Below are 21051 nucleotides of genomic sequence, written 5' to 3' on the forward strand. Positions count from 1 at the left end.
CATCGTGCGTTGCTGTATAACGAATAGGAAGGGGGGGGGGCTGGTGCCTCGAGCCGGAATCGAACCGGCACACCTTGCGGTGGGAGATTTTAAGTCTCCTGTGTCTACCAATTTCACCATCGAGGCCCACACAAGCCCAATATTATGCCATGAACCAGCCGTAACTGCCAGACAACTATTAAATCCGATAACATGGCATCATTGTCAAGATCGATGCCATGAGGATGTTTATGACTGTTCTGCGCCGCCTGTTGTGCGCCATATTGCTGTTGCCGTTGTTCTGCCCCGCGCTGGCAGCCGCTGCGCCAGCACTGCCCCTCCCCGCCCAAACCACCGCGCCAGCCGCGCCACCGCAAGCCAAGCTGGTACTGGCCGGCCGCACCATCTTCGTGTTCCGCACCGCCATGGCAGGCTTCACGCCGGACGATCGCGCAGAAGGCGCGCGCAAGCGCCTGGATGCCGCCCTCGCCCGCAACGGCGCGCAGCAACCGGGCATCCATCCCATCAACGAAGGCACGCAGGTGATGCTGGACGGCGCGCTGCTGTTTCTCGTCACGCCAGCCGACACCAACCCGCTGGCCGGCGACACCACCGACAGCGTGGCGACAGAGAGCGCGGCGCAGCTGACCAAAGCCCTGGCCGAGCGCCGCGAGCAAGCCAGCCCGCGCTATCTGGCGATTGCCGCCGGCTTGTGCGCCATCGCCACGCTGGCATGGCTGCTGGTGCTGCGCGGGCTGCATCTGCTGCACCGCTGGGTGGGCATGCGCTCGGCGCAGGCGATCAGCCGCCGCCTGAGTCGCGTCAAAGTGAAAAACGTGCGCGTGCTGGATGCGGAGCATTACGTGCGCTTCATGCGCCACGCTGTACATCTGCTGATTTGGGCGCTACGCCTGATTGCCACGTATCTGTGGCTCGCTTTCATACTCGGCAAAATCCCCTACTCGCGCAGCTGGGGTGAGCGTTTGCAGGACTATCTGGTTGACATCATCAGTGGCGTCGCCACCAGCATCGTCAATGCGCTGCCGGGACTGGTGCTGGTGGCAGTCATCATCGCGATTGCGCGTCTGGTGATGCTGACGCTGGGTTCCATCTTCCAGCGCGTGGAAAGCGGCGAGCTGCAGGCGGGCTGGCTGGACAAGGACACCGCCGCGCCTACGCGCCGCATCGCCAACGTGGTGATCTGGCTGTTCGCGCTGGCCATGGCCTACCCTTACCTGCCGGGTGCGCAGACCGCCGCGTTTCAGGGTTTGTCGGTGCTGGTCGGCCTGATGGTATCGATAGGCGCCTCCAGCATCGTCGGCCAGGGCGCCAGCGGCTTAATCCTGATGTACGCGCGCACGCTGCGCAAAGGCGAGTATGTGCGTATCGGTGATGCCGAAGGCACGGTAGTGGAGCTGGGCATGTTCGAAACACGTCTGCGTACCGGTCTGGGTGAAGAAATCGCCATGCCGAATGCCTGGGTGCTATCCAACACCAGCAAAAATTATTCACGCGTGCTGGAAGGCGCGGGCTTTGTGGTCGATACAAAAATCTCCATCGGCTACGACACGCCGTGGCGGCAAGTGCACGAAATGCTGGAACTCGCGGCGCAGCGCACACCGGACATCGCAAGCACACCCAAGCCGTATGTGATGCAGACCGCGTTATCGGATTTCTATGTCGAATACAAGCTGGTTGCCTATGCCAATGCAGAAGCCCCGCGCCAGCGCGCCGAAGTGCTGAATCGCCTGCACCAGCAGATCAACGACGTGTTTGCCGAACGTGGCGTGCACATCACGTCACCACACTTCATCCAGGACTACACGCCGCCAGAGCAGGCCTAATCCTTGATGCGGTCACGCGCGACTGGTGGCAGGCGGTGTTTGAGCAGGCCAACGCGCTGGGCGCGGTAGATGCCGTTGTGGCCGGAGAACAGATAGGCCACCACGCACGCCAGCGCCGCATATGGTCCGATCTCCGGCCCGAATAGTTCAATCGCCATGATGGTTGACGCCAGCGGCGTGTTGGCGGCGCCCGCAAACACGCCGACGAAGCCCAGTCCCGCCAGCAGTGCAAACGGCAGATGCAGCAACGGCGCCATCGCATTGCCCAGGGTAGCGCCGATGTAGAACAGGGGCGTGACTTCGCCGCCCTTGAAGCCGCTGCCCAGCGAGCCTACCGTGAAGATGAATTTGCCGAGGAAGTCCCAGGGCGCCAGCGGCTGCTGGAAAGCTTCCACGATAACCGGGATGCCAAGGCCGATATACCGTGTCCCCAGCCACCACACCGCGAGAGCAACGACCGCGCCACCCAGCATGGGGCGCAGCGGCGCATACGGAATATAACGCTTAATGAATGCCGATGCGGCATGCGTGGACTTGGCGAATGCCATGCCTACCAGCCCAAACACGATGCCTGCGGCCAGTACTGCCGCCACGCTCCAGAAAGTCACCGGCGCGATGGTGCTGATGGCGTAGTGCGTATGATGCACACCCCAAGCCATGCCAACCTGGTCGGCGACGATGGCCGCCACCATGCACGGGAAGATGGCGTCATAGCGCAGGCGGCCGATGGCCAGCACCTCCAGCCCAAAAATCGCACCGGCCAGCGGCGTGCCGAATACGGAAGCAAAGCCCGCGCTGATACCGGCCATCAGGACGATGCGGCGCTCGGCGTGGCGCAGCCGGAAGATGTGCGTCAACTGGTCGGCCAGCGTGCCGCCCATTTGCACGGCGGTCCCTTCGCGGCCAACCGAAGCGCCAAACCAGTGCGAGACAACGGTGCCGATCAGGACCAGGGGCGCCATCCGCAATGGCACTACTTTTTTGGGGTCGTGGACTTCATCGATGAGTAGATTATTCCCCGCCTCCACGCTGCTGCCAACCTTGAGGTAGATCCAGCCGACCACAAAGCCGGCCAGCGGCAGGAACCAGATGATCCAGCGATGCGCCTCACGCCAGTTGGTGGCGAAGTCCAGCGCAAACAAAAACAAGGCCGAAGCCGTGCCACTCAGCACGGCGACCAGGCTGGCGAGCGTGAGCCACTTGCCGATGTAGGGCAGCAGCGCGATTTGTTCCGGGTAGCGAGTTAGCTTCATAGAGCTTTGCATACTAACAAATCTGCCGGGACGGATCAAATCGCGCGCAGCCCACTCCTTCGGTTAGTGATGGTGATGCATGTCGCCGTCACGTTTCACATCCATTGCCTCGGCAGGCCTGGATGGCGGCGCACCGGGAGCGCGTGGCGCGGCCGGCAGTTCGCCCGTCCATTCACGCGCCACTGTGCCTTGTGGATGCTGGTACCAGCCTGGATCTTTGTAATCGTTGCGGGCCAGCCCCTCCCTGACCTTCAACACCGTGAACATGCCGCCCATATCCAGGCTGCCGAAAGGTCCGTGTCCCGTCATCATGGGCAGCGTATTTTCCGGTATCGGCATCTGCATATCGCCCATCGCCGCGCCCTTGTCGCCCATCACCATATAACCCGGCACCAGGTTATTGATCTTCTGCGCCACACCGCTGTGATCCACGCCGATCATGGTCGGTACCGAATGGCCCATCGCATTCATGGTGTGATGCGACTTATGGCAATGGAAGGCCCAGTCGCCCGGTTCATCGGCCACCAGCTCGATCGCCCGCATCTGGCCGACCGCGACATCCGTCGTCACCTCGGGCCAGCGCGCCGCCGGCCGCACCCAGCCGCCATCCGTGCCCGTCACCTCGAAGGTATGGCCATGCAGATGCACAGGGTGATTGGTCATGGTCAGATTGCCCACGCGGATGCGGACACGGTCGTTCTTGCGCACCACCATCGGATCAATCCCCGGGAAGGCGCGGCTGTTGAAGGTCCACAGGTTAAAGTCCGTCATCGTATTGATCTTCGGCGTATAGCTGCCAGGATCGATGTCGTAAGCGCTCAGCAGGAAGACGAAATCGCGGTCCACCGCGTGCAGCTTGGGATCTTTGGGATGCGTGACCCAGAAGCCCATCATGCCCATCGCCATCTGCGCCATTTCGTCCGCATGCGGGTGGTACATGAAGGTGCCTGCATTCCTGGCGACGAACTCGTAGACAAAGGTCTTGCCCGGCGCGATGCCAGGCTGGGTCAGCCCCGTCACGCCATCCATCCCGTTAGGCAGACGCTGGCCGTGCCAGTGCACGCTGGTGTGCTCAGGCAGTTTGTTGGTGACGAAGATGCGTACGCGGTCGCCCTCCACCACTTCAATCGTCGGCCCCGGACTCTGGCCGTTGTAGCCCCAAAGGTTGGCCGTCATGCCGGGCGCGATCTCACGCACGACCGGCTCCGCCACCAGGTGAAACTCCTTGACGCCATCCTTCATCCGCCACGGCAGCGTCCAGCCATTCAGCGTGACGACCGGGTTGTACGGCCGGCCATTCGGTGGCGTCAACGGTCCTTGCGTGGCGGCAGACGACTGCACCGGCGCTTCCGGCACCGACGCCGCGCCAGCCTTGGTCACCATGCCAGCGCCGATCAGGGTCGCCGCTCCACTTAAAAAAGATCTGCGGGTGGTCATGGTTGTACTCCTTTATTGGTAGGCAGACGGCCGCCCAGCGCGGCCTCCAGGTTGGCTTGCGCGGTCCAGTAGTCTTTCAGCGCGGCGATGTAGCCGCTGACGGCAGTGGCCTGCTCGCGCGCGTCGGCCAGCAGTTCAAAGACGCTCATCAGCATGCCGTTGTAGCGCAGCAGGGTCTGATCCGAAATCTGCTTGCGCAGCGGGACCACCTTGTCGCGGTAATGACGCGCCAGATCATACGAAGCACGGTAGTCCGCATAGTTTTCACGCGCCTCGCTGCGTGCATCGACGGTAGCCTGCGCCAGCAGATTCACTGACTGCATATAGGTCGCTTCCGCACGCACGACACGCGCCGAGCCCCAGTCGAACAGCGGGATTTCCAGCGACAGCTCATAGCCACGCGTCGCCGTTGCGCCTTCGCTGTTGCGGACTACGCCCATATCCAGCACATTGATGAAGCGTGTGGTCCTGGTCAGCCCCAGCGTCGATGCCGTTTGCTCGGTATCCAGCCTGGCCGCCTGAATATCCAGACGTTCGTTGAGCGCGGTCTGCTCAATGTCAGCCAGCTCGCGCGGCGCGGCCGGCAGCTCGGGCAGGTGATCCGGCAAACGGTAGTTCACGGCCTGCTCACCGCTCAGACCCAGCAAGCGCGTGAGCTTTTCACGTGCCGCCACCGCTGCCTTCTGCGCATGGACCACATCCGCCAGCGTCTGCGCGTGGTACGCCTGCTCGCGCGCCTGATCGAGCGAACTCCAGTTGCCTGCCTTGCGCATGCGTTCCGCCAGTTCCGCGCTGGCCTGGGCCGATGCCTCAACCTGCTGGGCGTAACTTGCCATCTGCGCTGACGCCACTGCGTCCACCCAGGCGCGGCGTGTGTCCGCCGCTACTTTCAGCGCCTCGTTTGCGACCAGCAGTTTGCTTTGTTCGTAGCGGCGGCCTTCGATACGGCTGGCCATCGGCGCCGTAATCAGGCCGATGAGGTTAAAGGTCAGCGTGCGTTCAATGCCAACCTCGCCGCCACCATGGCTGCGTTTAAAGTCGAGCACCGGATTTTGCAGACGGCCAGCCTGCACCAGGTCCGCCTCTGCCACACCGAGCGACCAATAGCTGGCTTGCAAACCACGGTTGTTCAGCAGTGCGATCTGCACCGCGTCGTCGGCAGCCAGCGGCTGTCCCAGTTTCTCGTGAATGACGGCCGCCAATGCGCGCGCATCGTCGTCATTGCGCGGCAGATGGCCAGCGACACTGGCCTTGGCGCCGGTACGCGCCTCGCTCACGCCAGCGGCGGCGCCAAAGCCGCCATCGCCGGACAGCGATGCGCAGCCGCTCAACAGCAGCACCAGACTGGCGCCACCGGCGAGTTTATACAGACAATTCATGTCCTATACCTCAAAAATCGTTACAGGGAGATCAAGCTTGCAGACGGAGCTTGGGCGTCATCAGGCGTAGCGGCCTTGAGGAGGACGTTCAGGATGGGCCAGATCGACCGCAGGGAGAAAATCAGTGTAGACGACAGCAGCGGAGAGCGCCGGCAGTACCGGCGCGGGCAACGTCAGCGCCAGAACCGGAGCGGCTGCGGCGCAGCATGCCGAGCCACTGCACTTCATGCTGGAATGACTGGATGACTTGTCGCCATCATGCTGATGTGCGGCCTTGAGCATGGCCGCATGATCGTGCGGACCGTCTGGCATGACCATCGCTTGGGTGCTCACCGGCGCCGGAACGACGCACAGCAGCATCTGCGCCGAAGCGTATCCCTGGTAAGGGAGTGCCAGCAGCATGAGCCAGACGACAAAGGATCGCAGCAGAACAGTCATGCGGCTATGGTAACACAAGCCGCAGCGGCCGTTCAGGCCATGCGGACCAGCGGGTTGGCGATGATGTTGTCGATTTGCGTAACCGCTTCCTCGCACGCGGCAGTCAGCGCGTCGTCCTTGTTGGCGCGGACGAACTGCATGGTGGCGCCTTCAAACACTTCCTCGCCATCCGCTGTCTTGCGGGCGAGGTCGCAGCTGGCGCTCCATTGGTGGTCGCCGGTGGGCAGCACGGTCGGGATGATCTCCCAGCCTTTGTAGTGAAGTTGGTCCATGATAGCCTCCTGATCTTGCAAGAAGGCTATCACGGCAGCGGATTGACCGGCGCACGCGTGCCCCGGCCTTGCCGCTGGCTTAGTCCTGCTGCGGCGCGACGCGGCCGATGTTCTCATCCATATTGGCCAGATACCAGGTCAGCGACGTCATTACGGCAACGTGGCGTTTCAGCTCATATGGATTCACCTTGTCCAGCGTGTCCGCTGGCGTGTGGTGATAATTGAAGTAGGCGCTCGAATCCACCAGCGGCTCGAACACCGGCACGCCGGCGCGCTCCAGCGGGCCGGTATCGGCCGCGCCGGCAATGTCGCGGCGTTCAAAGATGCCGGCGCCAATCGGCTCCAGCGCATCCTTCAGCGGTGCGAAGTACTTCACCATCGGCGGCGTAACGCTGCCGATGAAGCCGAATGGACGGCCACCGCCGCTGTCCGACTCGATCGCGGCAAAGTGTTTATCCAGTTTGTCCTTGTTCGCTTCAAAGTAGGCCTTGCCGCCACGGGTGCCGTTTTCCTCGTTCATCCAGGCGATGACGCGGATGGTGCGGCGCGGTTTCAGGTTCAGCTTTTTAAGCGTATCGATCACGCCCATGGCGCCCGCCACGCCGGTGCCGTCGTCGTGGGCGCCGGTCGCCAGGTCCCAGGAATCCAGGTGGCCGGAGACGATCACCACTTCGTCCGCCTTGTCGGTGCCCGGCCAGTCGGCGATGACGTTGAAGCTATCGGCATCCGGCAGATTTTGCGGCGTCAGCGTCAAATGCATTTTCAGCGGACCACGGACTGACAGACGGCTCATCAGCATGGCGTCTTCCGAGGTCACGGCAGCGGCAGGAATGCGCGCGCCCTCCACCACGCCGGTAGCGCCGGTGTGCGGGATGCGGTAGTCAGCGCCGCCGACCGAGCGCACCAGCGCTGCCGCTGCGCCCATGTCCGCCGCCAGCTTGGGACCGGCAAAACGGAAACCGGCGCCATGGCCGTAGGCTGGGCCAGCGTGGCCACGGTTGGCCATCTCCTGGTCGAACGGTACGTCGAACAGCACGATGCTGCCCTTGACTTGCGCGCCCTTGGCCTTCAGTTCTTCAAAGCTGCGGACGATGACAACCGGCGCAGTCAGGCCAGCCGCCGGCGTCGCACCGGAGCCGCCCAACGCAGTCAGTACCACTTTCTGCGTGATGCCTGCCGGACGGCCGGTGTATTCCACCAGTTCCGCCGATTCCGCACCGCGCACCCAGTGCGGCACTTTCACAGGCTGCAGCGTCACCTTGGCGCCTAGCTTGCGCATGGCGTCCGCCACCTGCTCCACTGCGGCGGCTGCACCGGCAGAACCGGACAGGCGCGGCCCCACCAGGTCAGTCAGATCGGCCAGGCGTTCGTACGCCCAGTCGCTTTTCATGGCATTGTCGCGGATCTGGGCCAGCGTGGCAGGATCATTGGCAGGGGCAGCGTAAGCGCCGACGGCGAGCAGGCTGGTGGCCAGAACGGTCAGCGACAGGGAGTTCTTGATGACGGATTTCATGCGGGTCCTGTGTTATAAAAAGAATGGGTAGCAAGATCGTCTTAAACGATAACCTATCATGATGAACTTGTCATCCTGTTGATTTGCTATCCCGCTTACTCTAGGATATAACTTCAACTGCCAGAAGAAAGCGCCTATGCTCAAGGGTCAACTCTGCACCGTCCGTCATCTGCTGACCGCCGATCTGAATACCTTTATCGCATTGGTCAACGACCTGCCCTCGCGCGGCGATTATTTTTCCACCCAGTTCAAATCGCCGGAAATCATGCGCAAGGAGTTTGTGCAGAACAGCTTTGTCACCGAAGACAGCGAGCTGTTTGTGATCGAAGACGCGCTGCATCACATTGTCGGCGTCATCACCCACTTCAAAAGCCGCACGCCGACCACCCGCGAAATCGGCTATCGCCTGTTCGAGTCCAAACTGGGTGGACGCGGATTTGTCACCGAGGCGTGCACGCTGCTGGTGGATTACCTGTTCAACGTTCACCAGTACCAGCGGCTGGAATTGCTGACCGCCCCGGAAAACGTCGCCTCCGTGCGCGTTGCGCAGAAATGCGGCTTTCAGGCGGAGGGCACGCTGCGGCAGGCCTTCTTCATCAATGGCCGTTATCAGGATGTTACGGTTTTCAGCCTGCTGCGCCCTGAATGGGAGGCGCAGCGCCGCCCATCGTGAATTGTTACAAGGCATTACCGGCCAAGCCACTTTGTAAGCATGTGTATAAGGCGTGGTACTTTTCCTGCTGCGGTTTATAGTGGAGTCACTGGCTAACGCATTCATTCCGATGCAGGCCACAGCAAGGGGATTACCATGTTGAGCAAAAAAATGATGGGTGTAGCGTTACTGACCGTAGCAGCCGTATCGTCGTCGGCATACGCAGGCGACCGTGATTTCAACACGGTGGCCGGTGCTGTGGTCGGTGCAGCAATCGGTAACAGCGCTGGCGGCCGCGATGGCGCCATTGTCGGTGGCCTGGTCGGCGCGGCGGTCGGCAACAGCATCCGCACGGATGACCGCTACTATCGCGGCCGTGACCGTGGTTATGTAGAGACCCGCGTCTACACACAACCAGCGCCGGTTTATTATGAGCGCCCGGCGCCTGTCTACTACGAACGCCCAGAGCCAGTGTACTACGCGCCGCCTCCACGCTACTACGCACCGCCTCCGCGCGTGATCTACGTGGAACCGCGCCCTTACTATCGCGGTGACCGCTGGGAACACCACCACGGTCGCTGGGATCGTTAATCCGGCAAGACAGGACAGCCAAAGCATGCTTTGGCTGTTTTCTTTTCAGGGGTGGCTTTTAAGCAGCCGGACGTATGCAGGATAGTCGGCAATCGTATTGTGTCCCGCGCCGTCCACGACCGCCAGCTCCGCCACGCCCTTGGCGAAATGGGTGTGCAGTGCGCGGCTGCTGCTTGATGGGATCACCCCATCCCGTTCGGCCATTACAATCAGCGTCGGCGCCGTAACCTTCGCCGCGTACTTCCACGACTCAAACTTGTCGCGCAAAATCCAGTGCACGGGAAAATACGGGAACCGCGCCACGGCCAATTCCTGGATGCTGTTGTACGGGGTGACCAGTACCAGCCGCGCCACCGGCCGCTCGCTGGCCAACTGCACCGCCACACCGCTCCCGAGGCTACGGCCTATCACTGTGATGTTGCTGTGGTCTTGGGCGACGCGGCCGAACAGCAGCAAGGCGTCTGCAACAAGCGCCATTTCCGAAGGACGGCCCGAACTTCCGCCATAGCCGCGATAGTGCATCAGGTATAGCGTCTTGTCGGGAAACGCTTCGGCCAGACTTGGCAAGCTGGAACTGACATCTTCCGCGTTACCGCCAAAGTAGATGACCGCATCCGCGCTTTTCCTTGGCCGTGTAGAGACCAGAATGGTTTCATCACCGGCGGCCAGCTTCAACAGAGGCACGTCCGGTCTGTGCCGCTGCTGGGGGAAATAAATAAACGATTGCTGCATGAAGTACAGCGCCACACAAACGACGCCATACACCAACGCCAGAAAGATCAGCAGCCTGCCCATCACTTTCCGCAGTATTCCGAGCGTTTGGCTGGTACACGCAAGACCTGATCGACATAATAGGTCAGCGCAGCATCGACGTATTTCGGATCGGGATGCATGGCGGCGAAAGCGGCTCCCTGCTGCCGCCAGATCGCAACGCAGCTCGCCGTACCCGCGGTGCTTTCCGCGCACGCCGTGAAGGCGTCAAAAGCCTGCCGATAGTTCGAAAAAGCAGCGTGGTCCATCGGCAAGCCATGACCCGGTACCAGGGTGTGGAAATCAAGCTGGTCGATCTCGGCCAAGGCCTGGCGCCAGCCTTCGGCACAGCCGGTATCGAAGAACGGCAACGGCACCACCACCAGGTCGCCAGTGAACACCGTCTTATTTGCCGGATCATGAATCCAGACATCGCCCTCGGTCGCGGCATACTTCGCCAGATGCAGACGCAGTTCACGTGCGCCCAGCTGTATTGACATCGGCCCTTTTACCGGCTGGTCGGGAATCAAATTTGCCGGATCGTTGATCGCCTCCAGATACAGCCGCGCATCGGCCTTGCGCTCCTCCGGCACGGACGGGTCGTCCAGCAGCGCTTTGGCCTGCTCGATATTTTTGGCCAGGAAGCCCTTCAAAGCGCCCGCCACCGCCGTACTTGCATACAGCCTGGCGCTGGAATAAGCGGCGCGGATACGCGCATTGCCCGTCGTATGATCGAGGTGCCAATGGGTGTTAATGATCGCGGTGATCGGCTTGTTCTTCGCCTTGGCCACTGCAATAATCTGATCGGTATGAGCGGGATGGCGGCCAGTATCGATGACCAGCAGTTCCTCAGGCCCCTCAAGCACAATCGAATTGCCATCCGGCTGAACGCCCTTGGGCACTTTACCTTCAATAAAAGTGTACGGTGCCGCCGTCACAGACGTCGCCGTCAGTCCGGAAATGAGTGCCAGCGCCACGATCAACTTCATCCCCTTCCTCCGTAGTTGGTGCGCCAAGGTTGTTGACTTGTTAAAATTTATATCAATTTAACATGCCGAAACACGGCTGGGCAAATTTCCGCCACCCTCCGCTAGTGCTTTGCGACGGAGGAACTCATGACGACAGCAGACGCAATCATCGCTTTGGAACTTGGCCATTACCGGCTGCGTGAGCAGATCGGTGGATCGGCGTACGGCATCATCTGGCGTGCCAGCGGGCCGCAGGCGACAAGTGATGTGGCGATCAAATTAATCAATCACGAGCAGATGGCGCGCGCCCTGCCGCCGCAGCGCGAACGCTGGACCACGAGCGCCAGCAATGAAATCGCATTCCTGCAATCGCTGGAGCCATGGGACGAGCGCCATATCGTGCGCTTGCTGGATAGCGGCTGGCACGAAGGCCTGCCAGTACTGGCGCTGGAGCTGATGGGTTCCGATCTGGGCCGGCACATGATCGCGCTGAAAGGCCGCGGCGAAACCGTGCCGCTGCCGCAGGCCTTGGGCTGGATCGCGCAGATGAATCAGGCGCTGGCCAAAGTCCATCAATACGGCTGGCGATATCTGGATCTCAAACCCGCCAACGTGCTGCTGGATACACACCTGAACACCATCAAGCTGGCCGACTTCGGCACCAACCGCGAGTTAGGCAGCCTGCAGACGCACTCCTATGCCGGTACCGCCAACTGGCAGGCGCCCGAACAATTCTTCCCGGCAGACGGCGGAGGCTACGCCACCAGCGCGCGCAGCGACTATTTCTCGCTGGGCGCGATGCTGTATTTTCTGGTCACCAACGGCATGCCGCTGCGCTTCTGCGCGGACTGCGGACACGCGTACCGCGCCCACCACGTTGCCGGCGCCGACCGGCTGCGCGGCATGAACGGCGGCGACATTCCGGCAGCACTGCAGGCCGAAGAAGCAGACCGCTTTGCCGCCGCCATTCCAGCCGCCAGGCGCGACGCGGCACTGGAGCTGCTGCGCGCACTGCTGCATATCGATCCGTCCAAACGTCCGCGCCACGCCATTCAGATCAGCCGCATGCTGCACGCGATCCAGGGCCAAAAGCTGGCGCGCGGCGAATTTGACGCAGCCGATCCAGTCCACGGCATGCGTCGTCCGACAGCACTCAACGGCTGGCAAGCCATGCAGGGGGCATGATGGCGATTGCACTCACACGCGCGGCACAGCCGCATCATCAGGCGCCGCGCCCTGCTCTGGCCAGCGCGGTTGCCCGCACCAGCGGTCTCGCATTCGTGCTGGCCCTGCTGGCGGGACTGTGCGGCTTGCAGGCATTGGCCCTGCTGCGCGCTCCGGCGGCATGGCTGCCGTCTACGATATCCGTCCACCTCAAGCCTGGCGACAGCGTCACCCTGGGGCAGCGGGAACTGGCAGCACCACAAACTGATCGCAACCATCTGTCATTGCACCGCGATGCCGACGGCAGCTGGATGCTGCGTAACCTCAGCGCGTCCCGTCAGGTCATCGTGCAGCGCGACGGCGAAGAACAGCGCCTGGGCAGCATGCCGCTGGACGGCTTGCAGCACTTCCAGATCGACGGCGCGGTGTTTGACGTACGCTCGGCCGATGCAAGCCACGTCGTGTTTACGCGCGATGGCCAGGAATGGCGTTACGACGGTGCGACCTTGTACCGTGACGGGCATGCCCAAGCCAATTGCCCGGAATCGCGTTTGGCCAGCAAGGCCTTATCCACCTGGAATCGCATCGCACCACTGCCGCTGACCATCGCGCGGCCATTGTCATTCGGCGGAAATCTCTACTGCGATAACCGCCTCGGACTCGAGCAGGTCACACCCGGCGCAGCAACGGTTTCACGTATCAACGGCCGCTTGCAGCTATCGGCCGCCAATCCCGACGGCGACCGCGCTGCCGTCCTGCTTGGGGCGACGGATTTACGCAAGCAGGAAGCCACGCTGCAAGGCGTGAACGCGATCATGGTCGGTCACACGCGGTTTCAGCTCTTGGCAAGCGGCGACCAGCTCACACTGCAACCCAGCCGCCACATCAAGTTGTACAGCGAACCGGAACTGAAGCTGCCGGAGCAAATCAGCTGGCAATGGCAGCAGCGCGCACTGTGGAGTGGCCATGCCAGCGCAGTCTGGATCGCACTGGGCGTCAGTACCGTAGCGTTGATCGTCAGCCTGCTCGCAAACCTCGGCAGCAGCGCGCTCCTGGCGGCAGCAGGCATGCTGGCCGCCGGCGTGATCGGGCTGATTTCCCAACGCGCGGGCATGGCGCCCAGTGCTGCCTGCTCGCTGCTGCTGGGCGCAGGCGCGCTCGCGATGTGGCTGATGCTGCCAGGCCGCTTAACGCTCGCCACCGGTGCGGGCGTGGTGCTGCTGGCTGTTGGACTGCTCGCGCAACTGGAACTTGGACTGGGCGCGCCGGAATCCTCCTGGCTGCGCTACTACCAGAAGAGCGCAGCCATGCTGGCGATCGGTTCCGGCCTTGGCGGTTTGCTGCGTCTATGGGCGCAATACCAGGCTGCGCGCAGTGCCCATTTACAGCAGCGTCTCATCGAGTGGCTGCTCGCCGCGCTGGCGGCCATCGCGCTGGCGGCGCTGGCCGCCCAGGTGCTGTGGGGCGACGAAACCGGCGTCTTCGACTTGCAGCCAGTGGAACTGGCCAAACTCGCGCTGACCGCCCTCACCGCCCACTGCCTGGCATTGCGCTTCAACTGGCATAACGGCCCGCAGCGGCTGGCCGATCATGGAACGCGCTGGCTGCAATTGATCGCGCCGGCGTTGCTGTTCCTCGCCCTGCTGGGCCTCGCACTGGTGCAGGTGGATGACTTCTCGCCGTTGATATTGCTGCTGGTCTGGAGCACCGGCACGGGACTGGCCTATGCGCTGGCTGCACGCAACCGCATCCTGGCCGCAGTGCTGTTCAGCGGCGCAGGCATGGCGATCGCCGCCATCGTCTACCTGCGCCTCGTCGGCACCGACGACCTGATACGCTGGGGCTTCTACGCCGACCGCTTCCTCGTCTGGCTCAATCCCGCCGAGCATCCACACACCGGCCAGCAGTTGCTGCTCGGCGCACGCGCCATCGGCGAAGGCGGCTGGCTCGGCGCCGATCACTGGCTGGGCCTGCGCGCACTGGGCCAGTCGGCAGGGAGCGTAGTGCAGATCCCCGCCGTGCAGGACGACTTTGCCGCCTCCTTCTTCCTCAACCGCCATGGCCTGCTGGGCGGCCTGCTGCTGTGGGCCGTGCAAGCTGCCTTCCTGATCGGCGTGGTACTGACCGCATGGCAGGCCTACCGCAACGGCACCAGCGCCCGCAACTTCCGCCAGGCCTGGCTGGGACGCTTCCGTTATTTCGCCCTGTGTGGCGGCGGCGCTTTCGTACTGGGCCACTTCCTGCTGTCGTGGGGAACCAACCTGGCGATCTTCCCCATCATGGGGCAGCCCATGAGTTTTCTGTCGGCTGGTGGCAGCCACCTGCTGTTTTTCCTCTGCCCCCTGCTTACCTTCAGTGCGATATCTTCAGAAGGAGTTTGAATCATGCCGACCTATGTTCAACACGCTGTCCTTGGCCGCATTCCGGACGTGTTCAATGCCGAAGCGATCTGGCAGGCGCCTGGCCTGTCGCTGTTCTCGCGCCGTCCGCTGCTGCGCGACCTGCTGGAGCGCAGCCCGCGTGAGCACCGCGGCCGTGCCGCCACGCGCTGCTTCTCCCATGTGACGCTGGTGCTGCCGCAAGAGGAAGTTGACGACGACTACCATTTGACGCGTGGCGCCCGCGCCCGCGATCTGGCGCAGACGCTGATGACGCTGCACCAAAAGGACTTCGGCGACCTGCTGGGCAGCGATCAGGTGCGCTACGACGTGGTCGGCAACACCTCGCTGGCGCCCGGTGAGATCGAAGTCAAATTTGGTCACGCTGTGTATCTGCCGGCGCCGGACGAAAAAATCCTGTACAACCTGAGCGTGTCGCGTGATAGCGCGATCTGGCATGCGGTGTGCCCGATCTATCCCGACCAGCGGCTGGCCTTGATCGGCGGCGAAGGTGGCGAAGCCAGCGCCGTGGCGCACGGCTGGCCTTTCGGTCCCGATGCCGCCCTGCTGATCCTCAACGACGGCCCCGATGCGCCGCCGGTCGTGCAGATGCGTCCCAAAGACGCTTTCGACTGCCGTTACGATCCACGCAGCGGTTACTACACCATCAAGTCGCTGCGCGAACCGCAAGGCGGACAACGCCTGCTGCTGAAAATCGCGCGCACCTCCGCCACTCCTGCGCGTGCCCGTCAGCTCACAGAAGCCACCGAGGCGGCGCCAGTCAACGCCGCCAAACCAGCCGTATGGCAAAGCCGTTCGCGCACCAGCGAGGCGCCAGCTGGCACCGCACAAATCGACCTGACCGCCGTTCCCGCTGCGGCCAGCCACAAGCCCGCCAACCGCCCCGGCGAGAGCGATGCCACCTACGCTCCCGTATCGCAGCAGCGCGTGAGCCTGGTGGCGCTGGCCTTGCCGCGCCTGAGCCGCTACCGCGACACCGGTGCGCAAGCGATGGAGCTACCGTTCGACCGCGCGCTATCCCTCGCCAACGATGCACAAGCCGCCATCAGTCTCATCGTCGATGTCTCGGACAATCTGTATGCCTGCACGCCCGAAGGCAAACAGCGCGTGGAAGCACCGGCCATGTTTGCGCCTGTCGACGCGCGCGCGCTGCGGCTGCTACCTGCCGCCCCCGAGATGGCGGACCGCTATCGCGCGATAGTCTGCCTTGCGCAGCCCATCAGCGCCGGTGTCGCCAGCGGCGCGCGCTTTACCTTTGGCCGCAGTTCGCCAATGCTGGCCGCCCTGCGGCTGCTGGACTCACCGCGTTTCCTCCAGCGCGCCGATGGCGCAGGCATCAGTGCGGACCGCATCGGCCTGTCGCGCAATGCTTTCAGCTTTGAAGCGGTGGCAAAGGGCTACACCATCGCCCGCCTGAGCGCCACGCAAGCGCTGTATCACCTGGACGACAAGCTGCAATTCGTCGCCAGCGTCGGTGATGCGCCCTACCTGCTGCCGCACGGCCATCATCTGGCCGCCGGCCATTACGTGCTGCGTTTCGAGGCCTGAGATGGATGCGGCCAGACTCTATGCCATCGCCGCGTTTGTCGCGGGGCTCATCATCACGCTGTTCCTGGCGGCGTATCTGACGCCACGCAGCTGGTGGCGCCGTCCCAACGCGCGCGCGCTGCTCATCATGGTGGTGGGCGCATGGGGATTTGGCAGCCTGATTCTGTACGCCACGCACGGCCCGGCGGCAGCAACCAACATCGCATCGCCAGCGCCAGCGCCACCGCCGATCATCAACGCTGCGGCGAACGCCGCACCCGCCGATGACGCCCCAACCGCCGGCCAGGCCTTCCACGTCCATCGCGACCTGAATCTGCGGGCTGCTCCCGGCGTCCATTCCGCCCGCGTGGCCACCGTGCAGGCAGGCGCCCTCGTCACGCCCACCGGTGTGCACGACGGCGACTGGTGGCAAATCAAAACCACCATCAACGGCCGCGAGGCCAGCGGCTGGGCCAGCAGCCTGTGGCTGCGCCGGAGCGGCGAATGACACACCAGGCCCCCACCACCGCCGCGCTTTCAGCTAAGCTGTGGCCTTTCGCACCCCGCGCTGCGGCGCCAGCCCCGATGACACGCATCACCGACCAACTCAACTTCGGCCCCGGCCTCGACGTCGCTGCCCGCAGCGCGGCCAGCATCAGCAAACTGCAGGTGCCGGAAAATCAGGACAATCTGCTCATCATCGACACCACCGGCCGCGCGGTCCTGCTGCTCGACCAGAAACCGCATGCCACCCAGCTGCCCGACTGGCCCGCAGGCCACGTGCGCCTGGCCGTCCTGGATGGCATGGGCGGCCATGGCCACGGACGCCAGGCTGCGGAAGCCGTCGCCACCGGCTTGCTGCGCATTCCCGCTTGCAGCACGCTGGAACAACTCGGCGCGCGCCTGGACCAGCTGCACCTCGACCTGCAGGCCCACTTCAGCCACCCGGGCGATCATGACAGCTTCCGCCGCCCCGGCACCACACTCACGCTGCTGGAGATCCCGCCCGGCCAGCCGCCAATGCTGTTCCACGCCGGCGATTCGCGCCTGTACGAAATCACCGGACAACACGCGCGGCCACTGACGATCGACCACGTACCCGCCACCGCCTTTGCCATGCATGGCCTGCTGGGCGAACAGGAATGGTGGCAGCAGGTGCACGGCGAGCACCGCGCGCAGATCTCCCAGGCTTACATCCTCGGCAACGCCTTCGCCAATCCGCAAGTCCTGGAAGATGGCCTGATGCCGCTGCACGCTGCCAATCTGCCGCCGTTCCTGCAGCAGTTGGCCGACCGCCGCGCCATCCAGGTCCGCGCCGACGCTACCTATCTGCTAGCGACCGACGGTTTCTGGGCTTGCGCCGATCCGCAGCCGTGGATAGAACGCTGGCCCTCGCTGCTGAACCAGCCGGCCGGCGCCGCGCTCGACGCCCTGTTCAGCGACTACGCGGCAAACCCGCCGCCGCAGCTCCACATCGACAATCTTAGCGCTATCGTGCTGCGTTTTTCCGCCGCCACGACCGGCTGCAACGTTGACGAAACAGCATTACCTGTCGCACCAATGCCCGCGCATTTTTGATATGTGCACAGGGAGCCGCAAAAAGCTGCAAAAAGTCGTTGCAAAGTTTGCCAAACAGAGCGGAAACCGCATAAACTGACGGGTATCCCATCGGTCGGTTTGTCATGAAAAAATGCAGTAATGCCCAGCACCCGCATTGCACTTACTGGGTCTTGCCTGGAGCGCAAACTTGCGAAGGCGGTCACGCCCAAGCAGAGCCTTCCAGCTTTGACCTGCTGAGCGCCTTGCGCACTACCCGTGCCGCCTCCCCGGCCACGGCGCTGGATGCCGTCCCTGCTGCGCAAACCGCCCCGTCCAACTACGCCAGGCCACTGCAACGCGCTCACGCCGAGCGTCCGCAACTGCACATCAGCGGCTTTGATCCACGCGCGGCCGGCGGCCGTCAGACGCTCAAGATGGAACTGCGCGGCATGCCGGACGCCTGCGCGCCGCAACTGACGCTGCAACTGCAATCCGACCTGATTCCCAACGGCGCTTCGCGCCAGCACTTCGTGCGCGCGGTTGGCGGCGAATGGCGCCCGGTGTTTGTCGAGTTCTCGTCGCGCGGCAAGGAGCATGGCCAGTACCAGATCAGCATTGAGCTGCTTAGCCAGCACACCGGCATGGCGGCGCGTAAATGGGTGTGCACCTTCGTCATCCTGGTGCCGCGCCTGGATGCGACCCTGACCGAAATCCACCGCATCTTCCTCAGCACGCACAAAAACGTGCGCGTGATGGCGGATGACGCCTCCATCGCCCGCGTCAGCGCGCAAGGCGGCGACAGCCTAGATATCGACGTCACCGCCCGCAACGCGGGCATCGCCCATCTGGACCTGAATGCGCCAGCCGGTAAAGTGGACCTGGGCTTCTCCACCATCGCGTGGGATGAAGACCTGATTGAAATCGACATGCCGCAAGCCGCAGCGGTGCATCCGCATCCAAGCCAGGCCGCTTCGCTGGTCAATGCCGCGCCGGAAGCCGGCGCGCAGCGCCAGATCCGCCTGTTTGCAATGGACGACTGCGTCATTGGCCGTTTCGAACTGGTCGATCCGGAATCCGACGTGCTGCTGACCCACTACACCGCCGACGGCCAGGAAACCAATGGCCTGACGCGCCGGTTGTCGGGCCGCCATGCCATCATCCGCCGTTCGGGCCAGGGGTTTGAGATTGAAGATGTCTCGCGCTACGGCATCCTGCTGGATGGCGTGTGGCCGGGCAAACACAAGCCGACCGCGCTGCGCCTCGGCATGCGTATCGAATTCAGCGCAAGCATCAAAGGCATCGTGACCTTGTCGGTGTCGGCCATCATGCCGCATGGCGTGATCCTGCACCGCGTGGACCATGGCGCCAATGCAGAGAGCTTCTACCTGCTGGCGCCCAATACCCATCCGGGCTATCCGGTGAAGGCGTTTGCCGCCGCGCCCCATGCGGCCGCACTGCCGTTGCTGTTCCACCGCGACGGCGGCTTCTGGCATCTCGATCAGCTGACCGGCAAGGAAACCGCGCTGGCGCCGACCGTCTCGCTGGATAAGCTGAGCCGCGTGCCAGGCCACACCCGCTTCGCCAGCGATGCGTATCCGGAACACTGGATCATCCGCACCGGCGCCAACGACATTTACAGCACGGTGGCGGCGAACGCCATGTCCACCGCCTGAACCTCGCTTACGCTGCCGGTTTCTTCGGTGGCAGCGGAATCCACTCGGTTTCACCCGGCACTTTAGGGAAGCGTTGCGCCTCCCAGTCCTCGCCCGCCTGCACCACGCGCTCCTTGCGCGACGAGACGAAGTTCCAGTACATATAGCGATGGCCGTCCAGCGGCTCGCCGCCAATCACCACAAAGCGCGCATCGCTGCCTGCCTTGACCTGGCGTGTGTCCGCAGTGTTCAGCAGCGCCATGCTGTGCAGGGCCAGTGCGGCGCCATCCACTTCCAGCTCGCCGCTGATCGGATAGATGGCCGCTTCGGCGGGCAGGCCATCCAGCGCCAGTTGCGCACCGGCTTTCAGGGCCACGTCCAGGTACAGCGTCTGGCTGTAGGTTTGCACCGGCGAGGTCAGGCCGAAAGCGGAGCCAATCAGCACGCGCACATCGGCGCCATCCAGCTGCAATTCCGGAATGGCGTCGGATGGCGTGTGGCAGAAGCCCGGTTCATCCTCTTCATGCGCGGCCGGCAGCGCGGCCCACAGTTGCAGGCCGTGCGTGCGGTGCGGTACGCCGACCAGGTCTTTCGGCGTACGCTCGGAGTGAACGATGCCACGGCCGGCCGTCATCCAGTTGACGGCGCCCGGTTCAATGCGCTGGTAGGTACCCAGGCTGTCGCGATGGTCCATCGCACCTTCAAACAGATAGGTCACCGTGGCCAGACCAATGTGCGGATGCGGGCGCACGTCATGGTCGGCATCCACCGGCACATCCACCGGGCCGAAATGGTCGAAGAAAATAAACGGACCGACTGCCTGCTTCACTGCGGACGGCAAATAGCGGCGCACGACAAAACCGCCGCCCAGGTCTTTCTCGTGGCCTTTCAGCAGATTCGAAATGGTCATGGCCTTATCCCAGTACGGTGGTCACTTCGGTGGTAACAGAAGTCATCAGCTTATGGATCGGGCATTTCTGCGCGGCGGCCAGCAGCTCCGCGCGCTGCGCCTCGGTCAGATCGCCGGTGACATGCAGAGTGGCGTTGAGGCGGTAGATACCCTGGCGCTCTTCGCTGGCATCGCGCTCCATGCTGACCTCCACATGCTCCAGCGGGATGTTCTTGCGTTTGGCATACCAGACCACGGTCAGCGCTTTACAGGCGCTCAGCGCGGCGTCGTACAGATCATGGGGTGATGGGCCGGCGTCGTTGCCGCCTTCCGCTTCCAAGCCGTCGGTGGAGATAATGTGATTGCGCACATGGACGATGTGGCGCATCGGCAGGGATTGATCTCGCAGGGCTTTGATAGTCATTCGGTGTTCCTTGTAGGCGGTGAATCAAGAACCCACAATGTACACCGAATGAGAGGCTTGCGCTTCTACTAAAAGGCTACGCGCCGACCAGCACCATCGAGAAGTCCGCACCCGACTGGCGTAGCGCCTTGAGACGCGTATGCTCCGGATCGTTGTACCAGGCCTGCGCATGTTCGGCCGATGGGAACTCGATCACCACCATCGCCTCCGGCAGCACTGGCGAGCCTTCCAGCGTTTGCGGCGCGGTCTTCGCCAACAGCTTGCCTCCATGCTTTGCGGTCAGTGCCGGCATATGCGCGCCGTACTCTTTTTGCCATTCCGTGTTGCGCAGGGTTACGTATCCGATTGCGTATGCTGCCATGATGAACCTCCTGTGATGTG

General features: G+C 63.2%; 20 protein-coding genes and 1 tRNA gene. 9 read left to right on the forward strand and 12 right to left on the reverse strand.

Annotated features, from left to right (window positions below; translation table 11 throughout):
- Nucleotides 1-41: 41 nt before the first annotated feature.
- Nucleotides 42-126, reverse strand: a tRNA-Leu gene (locus GTP58_RS22835).
- A gap of 104 nt (nt 127-230) precedes the next feature.
- Between GTP58_RS22835 and GTP58_RS22840 the strand changes: the two genes are divergently transcribed.
- Nucleotides 231-1823 (forward strand): mechanosensitive ion channel family protein, encoded by a 1593-nt coding sequence (locus tag GTP58_RS22840; protein ID WP_161079412.1) that lies wholly within the window; start codon nt 231-233, stop codon nt 1821-1823.
- Here GTP58_RS22840 and GTP58_RS22845 read toward each other — a convergent pair.
- The 6 genes from GTP58_RS22845 to GTP58_RS22870 form a co-directional block, all read right to left on the reverse strand.
- Complete coding sequence (locus GTP58_RS22845; protein WP_161079413.1) at nt 1820-3076, reverse strand: voltage-gated chloride channel family protein; 1257 nt, start codon at nt 3074-3076, stop codon at nt 1820-1822. The genes GTP58_RS22840 and GTP58_RS22845 overlap by 4 nt on opposite strands.
- Before the next feature lie 63 nt (nt 3077-3139).
- Nucleotides 3140-4513: a multicopper oxidase family protein gene (locus GTP58_RS22850; RefSeq protein ID WP_161079414.1), complete on the reverse strand. Its 1374-nt coding sequence runs from the start codon at nt 4511-4513 to the stop codon at nt 3140-3142.
- Nucleotides 4510-5892, reverse strand: a complete 1383-nt coding sequence (locus GTP58_RS22855) for a TolC family protein (protein ID WP_161079415.1) — start codon at nt 5890-5892, stop codon at nt 4510-4512. Before GTP58_RS22855 ends, GTP58_RS22850 begins: the two co-directional genes overlap by 4 nt.
- Before the next feature lie 60 nt (nt 5893-5952).
- Nucleotides 5953-6330, reverse strand: a complete 378-nt coding sequence (locus GTP58_RS22860) for a hypothetical protein (protein ID WP_161079416.1) — start codon at nt 6328-6330, stop codon at nt 5953-5955.
- 32 nt (nt 6331-6362) lie between these two features.
- Nucleotides 6363-6602 carry a hypothetical protein gene (locus tag GTP58_RS22865; protein ID WP_072787458.1) on the reverse strand — a complete coding sequence of 80 codons (240 nt, stop codon included), beginning with the start codon at nt 6600-6602 and terminating at the stop codon, nt 6363-6365.
- A gap of 79 nt (nt 6603-6681) precedes the next feature.
- Nucleotides 6682-8115 (reverse strand): M20/M25/M40 family metallo-hydrolase, encoded by a 1434-nt coding sequence (locus tag GTP58_RS22870; protein ID WP_161079417.1) that lies wholly within the window; start codon nt 8113-8115, stop codon nt 6682-6684.
- A 136-nt stretch (nt 8116-8251) separates the two neighbouring features.
- Between GTP58_RS22870 and GTP58_RS22875 the strand changes: the two genes are divergently transcribed.
- Together GTP58_RS22875 and GTP58_RS22880 are read left to right on the forward strand one after the other, a co-directional pair.
- Nucleotides 8252-8788, forward strand: coding sequence for a GNAT family N-acetyltransferase (locus tag GTP58_RS22875; RefSeq protein ID WP_161079418.1), 537 nt, complete (start codon nt 8252-8254; stop codon nt 8786-8788).
- A gap of 135 nt (nt 8789-8923) precedes the next feature.
- On the forward strand, nt 8924-9358 hold the full coding sequence (locus tag GTP58_RS22880; protein ID WP_202413828.1) for a glycine zipper domain-containing protein: 435 nt from the start codon (nt 8924-8926) through the stop codon (nt 9356-9358).
- Nucleotides 9359-9403: 45 nt separating this feature from the next.
- On the opposite strand, the gene GTP58_RS22885 is transcribed toward GTP58_RS22880, so the two are convergent.
- Both GTP58_RS22885 and GTP58_RS22890 read right to left on the reverse strand, forming a co-directional pair.
- Nucleotides 9404-10153, reverse strand: coding sequence for an alpha/beta hydrolase (locus GTP58_RS22885; RefSeq protein ID WP_161079419.1), 750 nt, complete (start codon nt 10151-10153; stop codon nt 9404-9406).
- Nucleotides 10153-11097, reverse strand: coding sequence for an MBL fold metallo-hydrolase (locus GTP58_RS22890; RefSeq protein ID WP_161079420.1), 945 nt, complete (start codon nt 11095-11097; stop codon nt 10153-10155). The genes GTP58_RS22885 and GTP58_RS22890 overlap by 1 nt, the downstream gene beginning before the upstream one ends.
- Nucleotides 11098-11223: 126 nt before the next feature.
- On the opposite strand from GTP58_RS22890, the gene GTP58_RS22895 reads away from it, so the two are divergent.
- From GTP58_RS22895 to GTP58_RS22920, 6 genes are all read left to right on the forward strand, one after another.
- Complete coding sequence (locus GTP58_RS22895) at nt 11224-12261, forward strand: protein kinase (protein WP_161079421.1); 1038 nt, start codon at nt 11224-11226, stop codon at nt 12259-12261.
- Entirely contained in the window at nt 12258-14621 is a 2364-nt protein-coding gene (locus GTP58_RS22900; RefSeq protein WP_161079422.1) for an FtsW/RodA/SpoVE family cell cycle protein, read from the forward strand. Before GTP58_RS22895 ends, GTP58_RS22900 begins: the two co-directional genes overlap by 4 nt.
- 3 nt (nt 14622-14624) lie before the next feature.
- Nucleotides 14625-16187 carry a hypothetical protein gene (locus GTP58_RS22905; protein WP_161079423.1) on the forward strand — a complete coding sequence of 521 codons (1563 nt, stop codon included), beginning with the start codon at nt 14625-14627 and terminating at the stop codon, nt 16185-16187.
- A gap of 1 nt (nt 16188) precedes the next feature.
- Nucleotides 16189-16674 (forward strand): SH3 domain-containing protein, encoded by a 486-nt coding sequence (locus GTP58_RS22910; protein WP_161079424.1) that lies wholly within the window; start codon nt 16189-16191, stop codon nt 16672-16674.
- On the forward strand, nt 16671-17744 hold the full coding sequence (locus GTP58_RS22915; RefSeq protein WP_308937372.1) for a protein phosphatase: 1074 nt from the start codon (nt 16671-16673) through the stop codon (nt 17742-17744). Before GTP58_RS22910 ends, GTP58_RS22915 begins: the two co-directional genes overlap by 4 nt.
- Nucleotides 17745-17848: 104 nt before the next feature.
- Entirely contained in the window at nt 17849-19378 is a 1530-nt protein-coding gene (locus GTP58_RS22920) for an FHA domain-containing protein (RefSeq protein ID WP_161079425.1), read from the forward strand.
- Nucleotides 19379-19385: 7 nt separating this feature from the next.
- Here the strand turns inward: GTP58_RS22920 and GTP58_RS22925 are convergent, their stop codons facing one another.
- The 3 genes from GTP58_RS22925 to GTP58_RS22935 form a co-directional block, all read right to left on the reverse strand.
- A complete protein-coding gene (locus GTP58_RS22925; RefSeq protein WP_161079426.1) occupies nt 19386-20267 on the reverse strand; it encodes a pirin family protein in 882 nt (293 codons plus the stop codon).
- 4 nt (nt 20268-20271) lie between these two features.
- A complete protein-coding gene (locus GTP58_RS22930) occupies nt 20272-20670 on the reverse strand; it encodes an OsmC family protein (RefSeq protein WP_161079427.1) in 399 nt (132 codons plus the stop codon).
- A 76-nt stretch (nt 20671-20746) separates the two neighbouring features.
- Complete coding sequence (locus GTP58_RS22935) at nt 20747-21031, reverse strand: DUF1330 domain-containing protein (protein ID WP_161079428.1); 285 nt, start codon at nt 21029-21031, stop codon at nt 20747-20749.
- Between the last annotated feature and the right edge of the window lie 20 nt (nt 21032-21051).

Origin of the sequence: Duganella sp. CY15W (assembly GCF_009857555.1) — a bacterium.
Taxonomy (GTDB): domain Bacteria; phylum Pseudomonadota; class Gammaproteobacteria; order Burkholderiales; family Burkholderiaceae_D; genus Rugamonas; species Rugamonas sacchari.